An 18,799-nucleotide genomic window follows, 5' to 3' on the forward strand; every position below is an offset into this window, starting at 1 on the left:
CGAGCAGATTTTTTGTAAGACAAGGCGGATGATTGAGGCATACCGAGCGTATGGCGATTGAAGACAACGCAGTATTACAAAAAATCTGCCGCCAGGATATATAGATTTAGGGTTAACAAGGTACTAGACTCTTTCTAAAGGGTATAGTAAAAACAAAGGTCGTTCCGCCGGAAAGATTCCTTTCTGCCCAGATCTTTCCTTGATGGGCCTCAACAATGGATTTGCAGACGGTCAAACCTAGCCCTGTACCGCTTACCCGACTAGAAGAGTTCAAACGATAAAATTTATCAAATATCTTTCCCAAGTCATCTTCCTGTATACTGTTCCCTCGATCCATAACGGATATTTTTAACTTGGTTTCGTTCTTTGTTGCAGAAATTTCTATGTCTCGATCCTGCTCTGTATATTTTATCGCATTTTCCAGTAAATTGACCAGTACTTGTTTGATCAACATACAATCTCCAATAAAGAGAGGCAAATCTCGTTCAATCTTGGAGTTTATTATCCTCAACTGTAATGGATCAACTTCATTCACTGCTACACTGATAATTTCTGCGATATCACACTCGTCCTGATTGAGCTGTAAGCCGCCGCTTTCTACACGGGCCATATCCAATAAATTGTTTATCAACCGGTTCATCCGCTCGGCGCCTTGCCTGGCCGATGTTAATAATTCCTTACGTTGGTCGGTCGTATAAGGTTCTTTATCATCCAATAATCCTGTGATGGCGCCAATAATGGAAGCGAGCGGTGTTTTCAAATCGTGGGATAAACAGCTAAACAGCACATTATATAAGCGTTCGGTTTCTTTTAATAATTGTGTCTCTCGTGCCTTTTCAGCAAGTTGTATTCTACTCAGAGCAACAGCCGATAATCCGGCAAAGGCTTCTAGCAGTATGCGTTGTTCAGGGGTAAAATTAGCCGTATTTATGCGGATACCCAATACACCTGTCGTACTTTCTTTAATCATCATAGGCAGATAAAGTCTTTGAGCACCGCTAAGATTTTCTGTTCCTTTGCCGGCACTCTGCCTGTTCAAGAAAGACCAGGTGGCGACAGCCAGCTCTTTAGGATCTGTGATAAAAACATATCCCCCGCTGCTGCAAGCAGCTACTTCAAGATCTCCTTTTTCATCGGGTAGGAAGGCGATCACGTCGTTTTCAGCGATACCCGCGATTTTTTTTACAATCAAATCGAGAACAGTCTGGACTTCTGTCTCCGCGGCGATGTCCTTACTCAATGAATACAAAGCAGAGACCTTTTCTTCTCTGCTCTTGGTCATATAGATCTGGTTATGCAGCCGGGTAGATAGTCTTCCTGTAACAATGGCAACAATTATAAAAATTAAAAAACTAATACCATACCGAATATCGGCGACTGTAAAACTATATTGAGGGAATACAAAGAAAAAGTCAAAAACGATAACTCCCAGAAAGGCAGCCACTATAGCATATTGAATTCCCATAGTAACTGCAGTATATAATACCGGCAATAGAAATAGTAAGACAATATTAACTAACCCTAAGCTATCCTCAAAGGGCTTGAGCATAACAGTCCACAAAACTATAATTGCTGTAATCAACAAAATCCGTTTGATGGATAGTCCTGTTTTTGCTTTCGTAAACGGCGATGTTTTTTTGTTATTACTCTCATTTTGCTGTCCTGGGATAACGTGAACACTAATGCCTTCGCTGTTCCGAATAATCTTATCAACGGGTGAATTTCTCAAAAAACCGGAAATTCCGGAACGCAGCGGCTTGCCGATTATAATTTGGGTAACGTTTCTCTTCTTGGCAATTTCCAGCAGTTCCTCGGCAATGTCGTCCCCTGTTACCGTTAGTATTTCAGCGCCTAATTCTTCAGCCAGATTAAGATTTTTCGTAAGTAACTCTTTTTGTTCCTCTTTTAAAGGCTGCCTGCTGCTTTCCACATAGACTGCTATTAACTCGGACTGTAGCCTATTCGCCATTCTGCTGCCCATTCTGAGAAGCTTGGAAGCAAAGGGACTAGAACTGATGCTTACCAGTACTTTTTCCCCTGCCGGCCAAGGGCCGCTAATCGCATGTGCCTGCATATAGGTTTCCATTTGCCGATCAACCCGTTGGGCGGTATATCGAAGTGCAAGTTCCCTTAAGGCATTGAGATTCCCGGGACGAAAAAACTTATTAATCGCCCTTTCGGCCTGATCGGGCACATAGACCTTGCCTTCCTTTAACCTTTGGATTAACTCCTCGTCAGGAATATCCACCAAATGGATTTTAGCGTCATTCAATATTCTGTCCGGAACTGTTTCCCTCACGGTAACACCTGTGATGCGGGCGACAATGTCATTCAGGCTCTCGATGTGCTGGATATTGAGGGTCGTATAAACATTAATACCTGCCGCCAACAATTCCTCCACATCCTGATAACGTTTGGGGTGCCGGGAGCCGGATATATTAGTATGTGCCAGCTCATCGACCAGGGCAATTTCAGGACGGCGGAGTAAAATGGCATCAAGATCCATCTCGCAGAACTGCTTATCTTTATACTCAATGACACAGGAAGTGATAATCGGAAGTCCCTTAACAAGGGCTTCTGTCTCTTTCCTACCATGCGTCTCGACCAAGGCAATCACGGTCTCAATTCCTTTTGTTTGCATTTCCTGCGCCGCTTCCAGCATGGCGTAAGTTTTTCCGACACCTGCCGCAGCGCCAAGGAAGACCGTTAATATTCCCCTGTTTTTATGTTTGATACCTGCTAGGATCGCATCGGGGTCACCCCTGAATTCCTCCGTCATCTTTTTCTCACATCCTTATGACAATTGATCCAGCGCTAAGTTTAGCTTTAAGACGTTGACCCGGGGTTCCCCTAAAATGAATACTTCCCAGGTTTCCGTATATTTTTGAACTTCAATCCGTACTTCTTCTTCTGTCAGTCCTCTGGCTCGAGCTACGCGCGGTATCTGCAATAGGGCCGCCTGAGGTGATATGTGGGGATCAAGTCCGCTTCCGGAAGCTGCAACCATATCCGCTGGTATTTTTTGTTCAGCGGTCAAGTTGTTTTCACGCTTAATTTCAGTAATCCGCTCCCCAATTGTCTTCATTAAAGATTCATTGGTAGGTCCAAGGTTCGATCCAGAGGAGGCCACGGCATCATAACCAGCGCCGGCAGCAGAAGGCCTGCCGTAAAAGTATTCGGGGCCGGTAAATTCCTGTCCGATTAATTCCGAACCAACAATTCGGTTATTGCTGTAGAGAAGAGAACCATTGGCCTGTTTTGGAAAAATAAGCTGGGATAAGCCGGTTACCGCCAAAGGATAAACCAATCCCAGTAGAATAGTCATGATGATTAACATTTTACATGATTGTTTTACAGATTTAAACATCCACATTCATCCTTTCCTAGCCGATGATATGCAAGAACGCAAGCAACCAATCAATTATTTTGATCCCGATAAAAGGTGTTATTAATCCTCCCAAGCCATAGACCAGCAAGTTGCGTCTCAGAATAAGATTGGCTCCCTGCGGACGATAGGTCACGCCCTTTAAGGCTAGCGGAATTAGAAACACGATGATGATTGCATTGAAAATAACAGCAGAAATAATCGCACTTTCCGGGCTGCTCAAATCCATAATATTCAGGTAGGCCAACTGCGGATACGTTGCACTGAACAAGGCCGGGATGATCGCAAAGTACTTAGCCACATCATTGGCAATGCTGAAGGTGGTTAACGAGCCCCGGGTAATCAGTAATTGCTTACCAATCCCGACGACTTCAATGAGTTTCGTCGGGTTGCTATCCAAATCTACCATATTTCCTGCTTCCTTGGCAGCCTGAGTTCCGCTGTTCATAGCAACACCGACATCAGCCTGGGCTAAAGCGGGTGCATCATTGGTACCGTCTCCTGTCATCGCCACCAAGTGTCCTTTGTACTGGTAATCCCTGATTAAAGCAAGCTTGGCTTCAGGTGTCGCTTCAGCCAGAAAGTCATCAACTCCGGCTTCACCGGCAATCGCCGCTGCGGTTAATGGATTATCCCCTGTAATCATGACGGTCTTAATTCCCATTCGCCTGAGTTCTGCGAATCTTTCTTTAATGCCTCCCTTGACCACATCCTTGAGATGGATAACACCGAGTGCTCTGCCATTGTCTGCGACTACCAATGGCGTTCCGCCTTTTTTAGCAATACCTTCGGCAATATTCCTAACCTCTTGATCAAGCTGTTGGTCTTGCTGCTGCAAATATTTTTCTATCGCGTCAACAGCCCCTTTGCGGATCTCTCTGTTTTGGACATTCACCCCACTCATCCGGGTCTGAGCGCTGAATGGGATAAAGATGGCCTGTAACTGGCCTATATCTCTTTCACGCAAACCATATTTATTTTTCGCTAGCACCACAATGCTGCGGCCTTCCGGTGTTTCATCTGCTAAGGAAGAAAGCTGGGCGGTATCAGCCAGTTCTTCAACCCGTACGCCGGGGGCAGGTAAAAATTCTGTGGCCATACGGTTTCCGAGCGTAATGGTCCCAGTTTTATCCAAGAGCAGAACATCCACATCGCCGGCTGCTTCAACAGCCCTCCCGGACATGGCCAGGACGTTCCTTTTTAAGAGTCGGTCCATACCGGCAATCCCGATTGCGCTGAGAAGACCGCCAATCGTGGTGGGAATCAGGCAAACGAGCAAGGCCAGCAGGACAGGAACCGAGACATAAGCTCCGGAATAAATGGCATAGGACTCCAAAGTGGCGACAGCCAGCAAAAATACGATGGTTAATCCCAAAAGCAAAATTGTAAGGGCTACTTCGTTGGGGGTCTTTTGTCTTTTCGCGCCTTCTACCAGATTGATCATTCTATCCAAAAAAGTTTCTCCCGGATTGGCGCTGATTCTTACTTGAATCCAATCAGAAAGAACTCTGGTGCCACCTGTTACCGCGCTGCGGTCTCCCCCGGATTCGCGGATTACCGGAGCTGATTCACCGGTTACCGCACTTTCATCCACGGAAGCAATACCCTCTATGACTTCGCCGTCACCGGGAATGGGGTCACCCGCTTCAACCAGGACAATATCATCTTTACGCAGCTCCGAGGCCGATACACTTTGCAAATTGTCACCAACCACCTTTTTGGCCATTGTTTCACTGCGGGCTTTTTTTAAGGTAGCCGCCTGAGCTTTACCTCTTCCTTCCGCCAAAGCTTCAGAGAAGTTGGCAAATAGTATGGTAAGCCATAGCCAAAAGGCGATTTGCAGGTTAAAGCCGAGTGCCCCCCATTGATGAGCCAGCAAATCCCGTAGGACATAATAGCTTGTATAAAGAGCCCCGACTTCCACCACTAACATCACAGGGTTGCGCCACAAGATGCGGGGATTCAGCTTCTTAAAGGAATCCTTGACAGCTATCTTGATAATATCTTTATTAAAACCGCTATTTTTCTCCATTTAATTCAACTCCTTAAAAGGTTCGTCCTGCCAGCATCAGGAAATACTCCACAATAGGGCCCAACGATAACGCCGGAAAAAAAGTCAGAGCCCCTACCAGAAGAACCGTGCCGGTCAGCAGAATCGGGAATATTACCCCAGTAGTCTGAAAAGTCCCGGGGCCTTGCGGGATGGTTTTCTTAGCGGCAAGACTTCCGGCGATGGCTAGTGCCGGAATGATCACCCCAAAACGACCCAGGAGCATCGCAATGGCTAAACTGATGTTGTAAAAAAGTGTATTGGCGCTTAATCCAGCAAAAGCGCTGCCATTGTTCCCGGCGGCTGAGGCAAAACCGTACAGGATTTCGCTTAAGCCATGGGGGCCGGGATTGAGTATGGAGGATACTCCATCTTTAGTAACTACGGCAATCGCACTTCCGAGCAGAATGGTTATACTGGGAATGAGCACCGCAAATATGGCCATCTTCATTTCCGGGGATTCTATCTTTTTCCCTAGGTATTCCGGGGTCCGCCCCACCATCAAACCGATTATGAAAACCGTAAGAATAACAAACATCAACATCCCGTAAAGCCCTGACCCGACCCCACCGAAAACGACTTCCCCGAGCATGATTTGCACCATGGGAACTAACCCACCGAGAGGTGTAAGGCTGTCGTGCATGTTATTCACAGCACCGCAGGATGCAGCGGTCGTCACAACGGCAAAAAGACTGGATTGCCCAATACCAAAGCGCACCTCTTTACCTTCCATCGCCGTTGGTTGAGAAATTCCTTGTGCTGTGAGGAGCGGGTTCCCAGCTATTTCAGCTGTATAGCAGATCCCTAAAAACAGAACAAACAGAATGAGCATGGTACCAAGGATGACATAACCCTGTTTTTTGTTACCTACCATCCTGCCGAAAGTGAAGGTTAAACCTGCCGGAATAACCAAAACAGCCAAGAGTTCTAAAAAGTTGGACAAAGCTGTGGGGTTTTCAAACGGGTGAGCGGAATTGGCATTAAAAAATCCACCACCGTTTGTGCCAAACTGCTTGATCGCTTCCTGGGAAGCTACCGGCCCCATCGCCAGGGTTTGTTTGAACCCCTCTATGTTCTCCAAGGTGAGATACGGAGAAAGGTTCTGAATGACACCTTGGGAAACAAGAACCAAAGCAAAAACAAACGATATAGGAAGAAGAATCCATAATGTGCAGCGCGTTAGATCTACCCAGAAATTACCGATATCCTTGACCTGATGACGGGCAATACCCCTGATCAGGGCTATAGCCACGACAATCCCGGTAGCAGCAGAGAGAAAATTTTGAACGGTCATCCCTGTCATCTGGGTGAAATAGCTTAGCGTACTCTCACCGCTGTAAGCCTGCCAGTTTGTATTGGTTACAAAGCTAACTGCGGTGTTGAAAGCGAGATCGGGCTTCACCATACCAAAGCCCTGAGGGTTTAAAGGCAAAAATCCCTGGATAAGTTGAAGTACGAAAAGCAAACCAATTCCCATTGCATTAATGAGAAGAAGGCTTTTACTGTATTCCTTCCAGTTCATTTCTTTTTCAGGGTTAATACCAGCCAGGCGGTAAATCATCTTTTCCAAAGGAAGCATGATTGGATCAAAAATTGTTTTTTCCTTATTGAATACCTTAGCCATGTATTTTCCTAAGAAATAACCGAGGATTAGAAATAGTGAAATGTAGATCAAAAATAACAAAAGGTCCTGTGTCATCAGATATCCTCCACCTTCACAAAACAATAGACCAGAAAACTCAAGAGAAAGAAAGCAATGATGGCACCCACATACAATTCATTCATCTATACAAACCACCTTTTTGAAAATTTTCCTTTTCTGTTAGAAAATAAATAATAACCTCTTTTAGCATCTCCATTATAAAACGGTTTAAGCTTAAAAGTGGGATAATAAATTCTCGTTAAGCATTAATATAGTATTAAGATTGATATCAATAAAAATACCACTTAAGCTTGGTAAGGCCTGAGCCTTTCATCCTCATTTCTTAGAAATCAATGATTGCATGATACTACTTGAAACTGATTTTAACTAAATTATTTCGAGATGCGTTTCCGCACTCATCAGAACTTTTGTTTGTACCTTTGTAATATTAGTAAATATCGATTTAGCCGTTGGTTCTTATGATCTCGTAACCGCAGCAATGTCAGCAACCATAAGAACTTTCTGATATACAAAAAAAGACACCTGCCAAAAACAGAAGTCCTGATCACACTATGACGTGCCGATATTATTTTAAACCTAGACGGTATCGCCAGGCTGCTTACCGATTTTAGACCGGTTATCCTTAACCCTCTTCGGCGTGATTTCCGCTATCAAAGCATACGGAATCAGTTCGGACTGCGGAAATTGGACGAATATTGGCTGTCTTAGTTGCCCTATTTACGCTATAATAGCTAATACGACACGATGAGTGTTCGTATATACATCCTGTCTCTGTCTCGTGTGGATCATCTTTTTAAGTGGATTGAGGTTCTATCAATAATGGGATGAGGATAAAAATTCTATGCAATACGATCATGTCAAAAAAGCAATATTTCGACTGCGTCCCAACCGTTTTATTGCCCAATGCGAGCTTGAAGGCAAACAGGTGGAAGCCCATGTGCGGAATACCGGACGTTGCCGGGAACTGCTCATACCGGGGTGCACCGTGTACCTTCTGGAGGATTTCCGTCCCGGCCGCAAAACCCAATATACTCTCATCAGCGTTGAAAAATCCGGAAGGATGGTCAATATTGACTCCCTTGCTCCGAATAAGATTTTCCGCGAAGCGATGATGGAAGGCGATATCCAGCTTCCTGGCTTTGAGGTGCCTTGTACGGTTCTAAAGCCTGAAACACGCTTTGGTGATTCGCGCTTTGATTTTTACATGGAAAACAGCTCCCAAAAGGCTTTTGTTGAAGTAAAAGGCGTTACTCTCGAAGATGACGGTGTCGTCCTTTTTCCGGATGCCCCCACTGAACGCGGTGTGAAACATATCCGGGAGTTATGCCGTGCCGCCGAGGAAGGGTATCTTGCCTATCTTATTTTTGTCGTCCAGATGAAAAACGTCCGCTATTTCACACCGAACCGTCAAACCCACTCTGCCTTCGGAGAAGCACTGGAAGCAGCCCGTAAATCCGGAGTGACCCTGCTGGCTTTTGACTGCCATGTTACCGCAAATGAAATATGGTTGAACGAACCGGTCGAAATCGTGCTCACTGTCCAATAAAAGGAAATAAACCGCCTCTGTGCAAAGAGTAGCGGTTTATTCCGAAAATCCTAACGATTACTCTTATAATTCCTTCTCTTTCAGCCACGCGTTAATAGAACGGTACAACGCCTCGGTGTCCGCCGGGGTTTTGCCGTTTACAATGACATATCCTGGATTGTCCCCGTCCAGCTGCAGTACGATATATGATCCGCCTTGACTGTACACATAGAGCATGCATTTCCCGTAGCCGTCGACGGTGAAATGGCCAAAACTTTTGCTTGACCCGCCGTAGCCATTGGTACGTGCGCTCCGGGGGAGGCTTTCCAGGGCGGACACGGAAACGATTTGGTTCTTGTCAATGCTCAGGTCGTACATCGCGGCGTCTATAGTGATCTGAGAACCGCTTTCGGTGATCACATAATCCTTGGCACCGCCGTAGAATGCGGGAATCAGGGCAGCCAGGATCAGAGCCAGAATAGCGAACCCGACAGCCTTGCCCACCGGGTGGGCGATATTGATGGTCCAACCCATGCCCGCGATTCGTTTGGGCACAAAGATCCGGGGATCACTCGGGTTATAGTAGAACCCCCATTTATAACCGCCTTCCTGCTCAGAGAGATGACTGTCGGCGTGAAGCTCCGGGCCGAAGAAGTAATTCTCGGCATTACGGATCTTTTTTTGCTGCCAGTAGGCAATGCTGAGCAGCGCAGCGATCAGAACAAACACGGGAAGGACGATCAGGATACCACTGCCGGCATAGAGAATGGACAGATTGAACAGAAACCAGAATACCAGCATCGACAGCCCACTCAGGGTCGCCCCTTGCGTTCGGATGCGCTCCTGGGTTCGGGCACAGGCCTTATTGATCTCAGTATTTTCACTTAAGGCCGGTGTATGGCTGTTGCGCATCTGGTAATATAAGAAAATCATATTCAGCTGACAGAATGGACCGATCAGACTGAAGCCGACGGGATAGAGTTCCCGCGCCGCCGGTGAAAAGAGCAGGTACAGCGTCGGGATAAAACTCAGGAGCAGAAACAACCAGGACCACACCGCGGAAACACCGGCTTTGCCTTTCTCTTTGACCACGTTGATATCCACAGTGACAATTCCCGAGCGCTGGTAGACCCAGCCTTTTTCTTGTTTCAGGGTCTGAAGTCGGCGCTGATAACGATGAACCGCATACCAATTAAAGAAAATATTGACCAGCACCAGGATCAGCAGGAAAAACTCCGTGTAGGCTGCCGCGACCGGAAGCAGCAGCAGAAGGCTGAGCCCTGCGGAAAGCAGGAAAACAAGATAACATAAGCGTTTGTACCCGCTGAGGATGACCTCAATTTCCGGTGCTTGGGCATGGGCTGCGGACAAGGTTACCCCCAGTATCTGTTGATTCTGATGATTCTTATAGAACAGCGTAAATGCTGCCATCGTTCCGAAAATTAACCAGGATAGGATGAGCAGTGTCGTAAGCATAACTATTCCCCCTCTTTTTCGTAAACCAAATCAATCAGCGCGGTCAGATGTGCGGTGATCTCCTGCTTGGAAGCGCCTTTCATTCGGGCTTCCGACAGCAGAAGTTCCAGCCGGCGGTCAAAATCCTGATGAAACACCTGCCCCCTCTTGCCGCTATCGCTGATCTGAGCACCGTGCCGGCGGTCGATAATTATTACGCCTTCATCTTTTAAGAGCGCATACGCTTTATTGACCGTCATCGGATTCACCCCAATATCCTTGGCCAGCTGGCGGACGGTGGGCAGCGCATCCCCGGGCTCCAGATTCCCTTTGGCTACAGCAAATACGATCTCATTGCGGATCTGCTGATAAATCGGGATATCGTTGGTCATGTCGATCCTTAATAACATAGGCTTTCCCTTCTTCTTCGTTTTTGTATTCACTGTCTCATTTGTATTGTTTGTATTATATAGTATAATACAAACAATACAAATATGTCAATATAAAAAATGAAAGCAGCGAGAAACTGTTAAAATAAACATAAATCTTCACTTAATTGCCAGAAAAGATCATTTAAAAAATAGACCGCTCCTCTGCAAAGTGAACGGTCCATTTCGTATTCAAGCTATTTTGATTTTTTGATCTCTGCTTCCATTTATCTATCGATTCTTACCATTTGCCTCGTCCAACATGGCCGGCGATTTCTGCTTTGCTTCTTTGTTTGATGACCCAAGCCTCGTCATGAGCTTGTTTAAACAAAGCAACGCATGGCGGGTCAAGATTGATTTCAATGCCTTCTTTTGCTAGATTTTTAATTTTCATCGCTAATCTGATGATTTCCATGTGGATGTCATTAGTCCGGTCTGAATCGAGGATCTTTTTGGCATCTTCTTCAGATAAGAGGTTGAATTTTTCCTTTGGGGATCCACATTTCGGACAAAAATCGGGGGCCTCGTTTCCCTCATGAACGTAACCACAAACAGAACATTTCCATAACATTGTTATTTCCTCCTCGTACTTTCTTGTTTTATCTTCTTTATGTTTCCTGAGCTGAGTACAGATATAAGAATCTTTCTATGAAGTTCAGCGGGTTTAAAGGGTTTCAGATCGATTTAACCGGTTCAGCCACCGCATTGATCCCTGCAATATGGCCGAAAGTCAGTGCGGGGCCGATGGTGCTTCCCGCACCCCAATAGGCATTGGCAGTGGGTGAGGCAATGCAGTTGCCTGCGCCATAAAGGCCCGGAATGGGATTTCCGCGAACATCCAGGATTTGAGCACGACTGTCAATGACGGGGCCCCCGTTGGTATCCAGTGTCCCTGCGCTAAGGATAACTGCATAGTACGGCCCCTGATCACTGAGCGGATACATACAATAATTCCGGCTACCTTCCGGTGGCCATGGGGCGCCGGGAACCGTCGGCGGAAATGTTGTCCATTCCCGGTCATAGGCATAATCTCCCCGCTGAAAGTCCTCATCCTTACCGTTTTTGGCAAACGCGTTAAAACGGGTCACTGTATTTTTTAAGTTCACCGGAAAATCAGGCGCCAGTTCGAATCCCCCGGTATGTTCGGCTAATCCCGACAACCGCTGCGCTAATGCTTGGGCCAGCTCCTCCAGGGTAGACCCGGAAACGATATAGGAAGGAAGCGCATCGCTTTGCAGCGGGTACGGCGGAAATCCCTGCCATAATTCAGCTGTTCTCCGGTCATAAATCATGAACACCAGCATGTTTGTCCATTCCGCCCGCTGGGGATCCCATACAAAGTGGGTCATGGCCCGATCCGAATAATTTCTTTTTTCATCCATGATACGCTGGCCATACCGGTTGACTTCAATGACACTGTCACCGGGAATATAAAAGACGTTATTGGAACCACCCGGATAAGCCAAAACATTTTCCAGTATGCTTTCGGCGCGGAACGCACCGGCCATATTCCCGATCTTGGCACCGATTTCCATTGCCATCGTTATAAAGTCGCCGGTATTGGTCGGTGCGGAGCAGCCGCCAAAGTGAGGCCCCCGCTGGAAATGAAGCATCAATTCCGGGTTGTGGGAATAACCCCCGCTACCAAAAATAACTGCCCGGTTCGCTCTAAACCGGATGATTTCTTTTCTGCCCCTGACCACTTCCAGCCCCACCACTTCTTTCCGATCGTTCTGAAGAATACGGATAACCTGATGATCCGTCATGATCGTTATCCCATTGGCTTTCGCCCAAGCCTCCAGCTGTCTGACCAGTTCAAAGCCGTAACTCAGCTTGCCTTCTGGGTTTTTAGAGTACAAAACACGTCCCCGGACGCCTTTGTTCTCCGGAAGATGATCCATATAATCCACCTGTGGTTTTCCTGTCCAGTTGATTTCCTGAATGCTGCTCAGGGCACCGCATTCGGCTAAAAACTCAACCGCCTCCGACGCGTTGTCAACCATTGCTTCGATCAGTTCATATTCATTCTGCGGGATCCCCAACCTGGGAGCCTTGGGGTTGTACAGATGAGGATAGGAATAGCGTGCCATATAGCGAAGGGCATCATCTTTTTTATCTTCAATCCTCCGTTCACGTTGAAACCGATTGTTAGGCGTCCAATAACCACCGCCCGATCGTATCGTTGTTCCGCCGATGGCAGACGCTTTTTCCAGCATGATAATACTGGCTCCCTGCTTTCTTGCCGTAATAGCTGCAGAAAATGCAGCCGCACCACTTCCCACGATTAGAATCTCTGCTTCATCATTAAATGAAGACACTCCAGTTAACGGAGAGCTATTTAACCCATCCGTATCGTGACCAGGGTGAACAAGTAATTGAAATTTCTCCTTTGGCGCACCACACATGGGACATTTTTCAGGTGGTTCAGCCCCCTCATGGACGTATCCACAAACCGTACAAATCCATTTTTTCATCGTTTCAATCCCTCTTCCTCCTATGACCGATTGAATTAAACAGGTTACTGTATTCTTCAAAAGCTCATGATATTTGAAAGTCTAATACTCTTTTCTAATTCCAAATTCAGCATTCTCGACCCATTCTTCAGCATGACTGAGCAATGAAACCAGCTCATTAAGAACTTCAAAGTGCTGTTTTTCCTGCCTGATCAGATATTCAAACAATTCTTTTTCTTTCGCTCCTTCTGCTTTGGCATAATACTTGGTATAAAAGTCAATACTTTGTTTTTCTTTCTCTAATGCTATTCTGTAGAAATCCAGTTGACTCGCTATTTCTTTGCCCGCAATCTGAATATCGCTCATACCCTGAAATATGTTTTTTGCCGTTGACAGTGTGGTCGTATCTACTAATTGGTAAAATTTCTTATTTAACGTATCAGTTAAAAACCTGGCATGATTTTTTTCATCATTAGCCAACATAAGGCATACGGTGTACAGACTGTTGTTCTTATTGATTTCCGCTTGTTGCCTATAGTATTTTTCACCATCAAGCTCCATCGTGATTGCAAATTTTAAATCGTTCATCATAATACCTCCTCAAGGCAATAAATAAGATTTCTACTACCTTACACTTTATTGAACGATAACCTTTCCTTTCATGTAAGGATGAGGCGTACATAGATAATCAAATGTCCCTGCCTCATTGAATGTTTGTTTATACAATTGGTCTTGGTTTAAGAGTCCGCTATCAAATGACTTTCCGGTAGCAGTATGACCTACTGCATCCTTATAAATCCATGTAATTGCTTCACCCTTTTGTATGGTTATCTCGGCAGGTTGGAACTGATAATCCTCAATAAGAACCGTATTCTTTTCAGGCTCGGGGGCGGACGACTGCCCACTCTCTACAGGACTGCACCCAGTTATGGTTATGATTAGTCCCATTATGATGATACCTAGAATATTCTTTTTCATAAGCTGACCCCCATTTGCTAACGATAACATCACATGTATTCAACTTTAATTTCACAATCTAAATATTCCCGTATAGAGTCCTATTGCTATAGAGCCATGTATTAGTGCTATCAGAAGAATGACGTAGCCCATGATCCGATGCCATCGGAAAGGGATAGAGACGATTCTTTTCGCAACAAGAATCTGAAAAACGATCAGTAAAAATAATAGCAAACCCAACCAGAGATGGAGCGGTTTTCCCATGATTACCGGTATTATTAGCATATTTCCACCCTCATATTTCAACCAATGTTCAGTGATATTAAATATGATAACAAAAAAAAATGTCATTATTATGACATTTTCCTTTTATTTTAAGTCTATTGTTTTAAGAGGCTTCACTCCCAGTTTGTATCCGATGCCATGTACCGTTTTAATGTAATTGGGGTTGCTAATATCCATTTCAATCTTTTCTCGTAAACGTCTTACCAGTGTCGTAACCACGGAATCACTACCAAAATAGTTTGAATCCCATATTTGGTTAAGGATTTGTTCTTTCGTAAAGACCTGATCAGGACGGTTGGCCAGCAACCAAAGAAGCGCATATTCCTTGGGGGTTAGATCAACCTCTTGGCCTCTAACCTCGGTGATATGGCGGGTATCATTGATGATAAGGCCCGGAAGTTCCACGATATTTTGGATATTTTCTGAGTGCTTATTTTCTTTAACCCGGCGCAATACCGCTTTAATCCGTAAAATAAGTTCCGTACTGTCAAACGGCTTGGTGATATAATCATCGCATCCTAAAATAAGTCCGGAAATCTTGTCTGCACTATCTTCTTTAGCCGTTAATATGACAATCGGCAGATTACTTTCTTTCCGAATGTTACGGATTACTTCAAATCCATCCATCCCGGGCATCACGATATCGAGCAACAGCAGATCTGGTTTGTAATTACGATACTCCGTGCTGACTTCCGTACCGTCTCCGACAACCTTTACATCATATCCTTCGCGCGTTAATAAGATATTCAGGAATTGCCGGATACTGGTATCATCTTCTGCAACCAGAATTTTTGTTTCCAAGATTACTAGCTCCTTCCTGCTGTCAACAGTTATGTTGCATGGAACTTTTTTTCAACATATTCCACGTTTTTCCGCAATTTCCTCCTCGATTGATTGTGCCTCTATCGAAAAAATCAAGGCCAGAACGTCTAAACACGTCTGACCTTGATGATTTGTTTACCATTTATGGCTGATTAACTGCGCCGTTACAGGTTCATTCTTTTAATTGGACATGCAGCTTTTGCTTCACGCTATTTGTTAATAAGTTCTTACCTTTTCCAGCTCTTAAGAATCCATCAATTCCGATAAGCTCAGCATATTTTGAAAATTTCATCATCGCTAAGTTTGTCCAGATATAACCAAAGTTGTTGAACGATCCACTGGCAATGAATTGCGTATTCATAAACATTGCAATGAAAGCGAACCAGAAAATTCTAAATCCAAGAATCATGGAGATACCTATCGTAATCTCTAAAATAACGACGAGCGTATCCGTTACTCCTGGCATGCCTAAAAAGAAAGTGTTGGCAATCCATGCGAATGCTTTGTTAATGTAAAGTGGATCAAACCGTGTAACTTCAGGTCCGGCAATATTCGCAACAAACCTCGTGATTACCCCGGCTGAATTGATGTTTCCGTCAGAAAACCATGTTAACTTGTGGAGTCCGGAGGTAACCCAACCAAACCCATAGATCAGTCTTACTATGGTGAAAATAATGACGAGAAAGGCTGCTTTAGCATTCTTCATTTCGGCTGTTACGGAATCAATATACCTGTTCATTGTGATAGACATTCTTTCCATCTCCTTCTTATCTAGCTTATATAGAATAATAGCAAAGAAAAATATCATTTTTATGACATTTTTCTATTATTAAGAATGTATTCGTTCACGTTTTGCCCATCTCTCGACAACCTCATAAAATTCACTTGTTTCGATCGGTTTCGTTAGATAATCATCCATTCCTGCGTTAATACAGGTCTCCTTGACGCCTTTTAAGGCATTCGCAGTCATAGCAATAATCGGTGTATGTGTACCTCTCTGACTCTCTATTTGTCTGATTGCTTCCGTTGTTTTGTAGCCATCTAATCCCGGCATCTGACAATCCATAATGATGACATCAAATTCCTGTCTTTGATACGCAGCGATGGCGGCATACCCATCTTCTGCCAAAACAACGTTCCAGCCTTTTCGCAAGGAAAATTTTTCAATCACCATCCGGATGATCTCATCGTCTTCCACAATGAGAAGCGTTAACGGCTCGTCTTCGTCCTTCACTTGTAAATCAGGGATTTCATTATTTTTGTCACCTTCTTCAACCACAGGGTTTTCCATTAAACACGAAAAATAGAATATACTGCCTTCACTCACTTTGCTTTCCACCCATATTTCGCCCTTCATTTCCTGTATCAATCCTTTGCATATGGCTAGCCCAAGTCCGGTACCGCCATATTTCCGGGTTGTTGAACTGTCTGCTTGCCTAAAGCTTTGAAACAGTCCATTAATTTTTTCAGATGAGATGCCTATTCCTGTGTCTTTGACTGAAAACTCTAATTTTATTTCTTTGTTGGTGTCATCGTCTGAAATCTTTTTGATTACAAGATTGATTCTGCCTTGATGGGTAAATTTTATGGCGTTTCCGATCAGATTGGATAATACCTGCCTCAGTTTGAATGGGTCACCGATCAGAATTTCCGGCACATTCTCTTCAATCTGCATCTCGAAGTCAATCGATTTATTGAGGGCAGCAGGGCTGAATAGCATTTCCAGATTACTGATCAACTCCGCCAAATTAAACTTAACTTTTTCCAGTTCGAGTTTTCTATCTTCAATTTTTGAATAATCCAGGATATCATTGATAATCTTCAAGAGCAATTCCGAAGATGTCATACAAACTTGAATTAGGTGAAATTGCTCCTCATTTAATTCAGACATTTGCAACAGCTGCAAAATCCCCATAACACCGGTCATCGGCGTTCTGATTTCATGGGACATATGCGCAAGAAAGTTGCTCTTGGCTCTATTGGCATTTTCTGCTTGTTCTTTCGCCTTGACTAGCTCAGCTTCAACCTGATAATGCTTTATAATTTCTTCCTCCAGAGTCGCGTTCGTCACAGCCAGTTCCATATTCGAATTGACAAGCTGTTGGTTAAGGTGTTTAATTTCATCTTCTGCCTGACGCCGGCGTGTGATATCGGCAAAAGTCACGAGACTGGCAATAATTTGTCCGTTTTTATCTTTTACCGGAGTTCCAAAAACCTCTAGAATGACTTTCTTGCCGTCAGGATGGCGGATGACCATATTATTGATATGACAGCTTACTCCCAGCAACCCCTTAATAATCGGCATTTCTTCATCCGGATAAGGTTCATTCGTATCTAATTGATACACAGGAAAGGCCTCAGATAGACGCCCTATGCTCGCATCCGTCGAAAAATTACATCCTGTTAATTTTTTGGCACATTCGTTTGTGATCATCGCTTTGCCTGAAGGTGCCTCAATCATGGTTACGCCGACATTTAGATGGTTTAGCAGCGTATCCATAATTTGATTCTTATCCGCCAGGTCACTTTCTATTTTTGTTCGTTCCGCTATTTCCTCCTCGAGCATTGCATTCGTTTCTTCAAGATGAGCGGTTCGATTGGCAATCAATTCTTCAAGGTCATTATTTATTTTAATCAGTTTATCCTCGATTTTCATTCTCTCGGAAATTTCTTTTTCCAGCTTCTCATTGATTTCTTTCAGCTGCTCATTTGCTTTTTTATATTGCTGAGTTCTCTCCTGAACTTTCATTTCAAGGCTTCTGTTTAAATTGATGATTTCTGCTTCGGCTTTTGTTTTGTCCGTAATATCATACACAATGGAATATAGTAATTGCCTGTTATCGATAACCACGGGGCCACTGAAAACTTCAACATTACGGATTTCGCCATGCGACAGCTTATGTTCAAAGAAGAATTGATGCCTTTTTTCTTTCTTTGCATTTTGCATTTCTTCGAAAATTTGTTCATGGGTGAGCGTATTAATTTGAGTGATATTCATGTTTAATAGTTTTGTACGAGGATAACCATAAAAATGGCAGGCGGCTTTGTTCGCATCAATAATAGCACCGGTTTCAGGATTGATGAGCAGCATGTTAGAATGATTGGTTGTAAACAAACTAGTATACAATGAACCGGATGATTGCGTATTTTCATGTAAATTTCCATTGTTATTGATGATATAATCTTTACTCATAAGAATGACTCCTCGAATCGTGATTCACAAAACGGCTGTTTATCTACCGGAAAATAAAGGTCAGAGCGGCTAAAGACGTCTGACCTTTATTTTATGTTTACCCTAAATATAATTTTTCACTATTGCTTTAAATGCATTTTCAAGATTCTTCCAGTCCACTTGCTCCCACCACTCTACTACCCCGAGGGTTCGCTTATTTTTTAACTGAATAGAATGTTCATGTCTCCAAATATCGATTGCTAAAATAGGTATAACTCCCCATTCATCAAGTTCCTCAATCTTCGTAGCTTGTACAATTTCTAAATCTCTGAAGTATGGACTCCAAACCAATAGGGTCAAGCCGATTCCCTTACCTGCAACTGCTGTTGCCGTAAACTTATTTTTAAAATTCTCGAAAGAACCAAAATCTTTAATCATGCATTGTTCTAAACTCTTTTGCACAGTTCTACTTTTTCCAGTGCGAATACCCTTTCTTTTGGCAAAACGGTTATCAATTCCGTCGTCACCGTAATGTTCAGGGGGTTCAGGGGATTCATTGGCATAAGGCAGATGATATAGTTTTGCTAACAAATTAATCTCCTCC

Annotated in this window: 15 protein-coding genes; 1 reads left to right on the top strand and 14 read right to left on the bottom strand. The window is 44.1% G+C overall.

The genetic code is table 11. The annotated features are described in order from the left end of the window. Nucleotides 1-112 precede the first annotated feature (112 nt). Genes LPY66_RS17245 through kdpA form a run of 4 tightly spaced genes read right to left on the bottom strand, consistent with a single transcriptional unit; the run spans nt 113 to nt 7,134 of the window. Nucleotides 113-2,779, bottom strand: a complete 2,667-nt coding sequence (locus LPY66_RS17245) for a sensor histidine kinase (protein ID WP_337985479.1) — start codon at nt 2,777-2,779, stop codon at nt 113-115. Nucleotides 2,780-2,794: 15 nt separating this feature from the next. Next, complete coding sequence (gene kdpC, locus LPY66_RS17250; protein WP_337985480.1) at nt 2,795-3,373, bottom strand: potassium-transporting ATPase subunit KdpC; 579 nt, start codon at nt 3,371-3,373, stop codon at nt 2,795-2,797. 10 nt (nt 3,374-3,383) lie between these two features. After that, nucleotides 3,384-5,417 (bottom strand): potassium-transporting ATPase subunit KdpB, encoded by a 2,034-nt coding sequence (gene kdpB, locus LPY66_RS17255; protein ID WP_337985481.1) that lies wholly within the window; start codon nt 5,415-5,417, stop codon nt 3,384-3,386. 13 nt (nt 5,418-5,430) lie between these two features. Next, nucleotides 5,431-7,134, bottom strand: coding sequence for a potassium-transporting ATPase subunit KdpA (gene kdpA / locus LPY66_RS17260; protein ID WP_337985482.1), 1,704 nt, complete (start codon nt 7,132-7,134; stop codon nt 5,431-5,433). An 805-nt stretch (nt 7,135-7,939) separates the two neighbouring features. Here kdpA and sfsA point away from each other — a divergent pair. Next, a complete protein-coding gene (gene sfsA / locus LPY66_RS17265) occupies nt 7,940-8,644 on the top strand; it encodes a DNA/RNA nuclease SfsA (protein ID WP_337985483.1) in 705 nt (234 codons plus the stop codon). Between the two features lie 63 nt (nt 8,645-8,707). On the opposite strand, the gene LPY66_RS17270 is transcribed toward sfsA, so the two are convergent. The 10 genes from LPY66_RS17270 to LPY66_RS17315 all read right to left on the bottom strand — a co-directional run bounded on the left by LPY66_RS17270 (nt 8,708) and on the right by LPY66_RS17315 (nt 18,786). Next, entirely contained in the window at nt 8,708-10,099 is a 1,392-nt protein-coding gene (locus tag LPY66_RS17270) for a DUF5808 domain-containing protein (protein WP_337985484.1), read from the bottom strand. A 2-nt stretch (nt 10,100-10,101) separates the two neighbouring features. Then, nucleotides 10,102-10,488 (bottom strand): GntR family transcriptional regulator, encoded by a 387-nt coding sequence (locus LPY66_RS17275; RefSeq protein ID WP_337985485.1) that lies wholly within the window; start codon nt 10,486-10,488, stop codon nt 10,102-10,104. A 259-nt stretch (nt 10,489-10,747) separates the two neighbouring features. Next, nucleotides 10,748-11,077: a rubredoxin-like domain-containing protein gene (locus tag LPY66_RS17280; RefSeq protein ID WP_337985486.1), complete on the bottom strand. Its 330-nt coding sequence runs from the start codon at nt 11,075-11,077 to the stop codon at nt 10,748-10,750. Nucleotides 11,078-11,180: 103 nt separating this feature from the next. After that, nucleotides 11,181-12,980 carry an FAD-dependent oxidoreductase gene (locus tag LPY66_RS17285; protein ID WP_337985487.1) on the bottom strand — a complete coding sequence of 600 codons (1,800 nt, stop codon included), beginning with the start codon at nt 12,978-12,980 and terminating at the stop codon, nt 11,181-11,183. A gap of 81 nt (nt 12,981-13,061) precedes the next feature. Then, nucleotides 13,062-13,547 carry a ferritin-like domain-containing protein gene (locus LPY66_RS17290; RefSeq protein ID WP_337985488.1) on the bottom strand — a complete coding sequence of 162 codons (486 nt, stop codon included), beginning with the start codon at nt 13,545-13,547 and terminating at the stop codon, nt 13,062-13,064. Nucleotides 13,548-13,595: 48 nt separating this feature from the next. Next, the gene (locus LPY66_RS17295) at nt 13,596-13,937 is read right to left on the bottom strand and encodes a cupredoxin domain-containing protein (protein ID WP_337985489.1); all 342 of its coding nucleotides are present in this window, start codon (nt 13,935-13,937) and stop codon (nt 13,596-13,598) included. A gap of 348 nt (nt 13,938-14,285) precedes the next feature. Further along, nucleotides 14,286-15,002 carry a response regulator transcription factor gene (locus LPY66_RS17300; RefSeq protein ID WP_337985490.1) on the bottom strand — a complete coding sequence of 239 codons (717 nt, stop codon included), beginning with the start codon at nt 15,000-15,002 and terminating at the stop codon, nt 14,286-14,288. A gap of 193 nt (nt 15,003-15,195) precedes the next feature. Continuing rightward, nucleotides 15,196-15,774, bottom strand: a complete 579-nt coding sequence (locus LPY66_RS17305) for a DoxX family protein (RefSeq protein ID WP_337985491.1) — start codon at nt 15,772-15,774, stop codon at nt 15,196-15,198. Between the two features lie 78 nt (nt 15,775-15,852). Further along, a complete protein-coding gene (locus LPY66_RS17310) occupies nt 15,853-18,216 on the bottom strand; it encodes an ATP-binding protein (protein ID WP_337985492.1) in 2,364 nt (787 codons plus the stop codon). A gap of 102 nt (nt 18,217-18,318) precedes the next feature. Next, entirely contained in the window at nt 18,319-18,786 is a 468-nt protein-coding gene (locus LPY66_RS17315; protein ID WP_337985493.1) for a Fe-Mn family superoxide dismutase, read from the bottom strand. Between the last annotated feature and the right edge of the window lie 13 nt (nt 18,787-18,799).

The organism is Dehalobacter sp. DCM (genome assembly GCF_024972775.1).
Taxonomy (GTDB): domain Bacteria; phylum Bacillota; class Desulfitobacteriia; order Desulfitobacteriales; family Syntrophobotulaceae; genus Dehalobacter.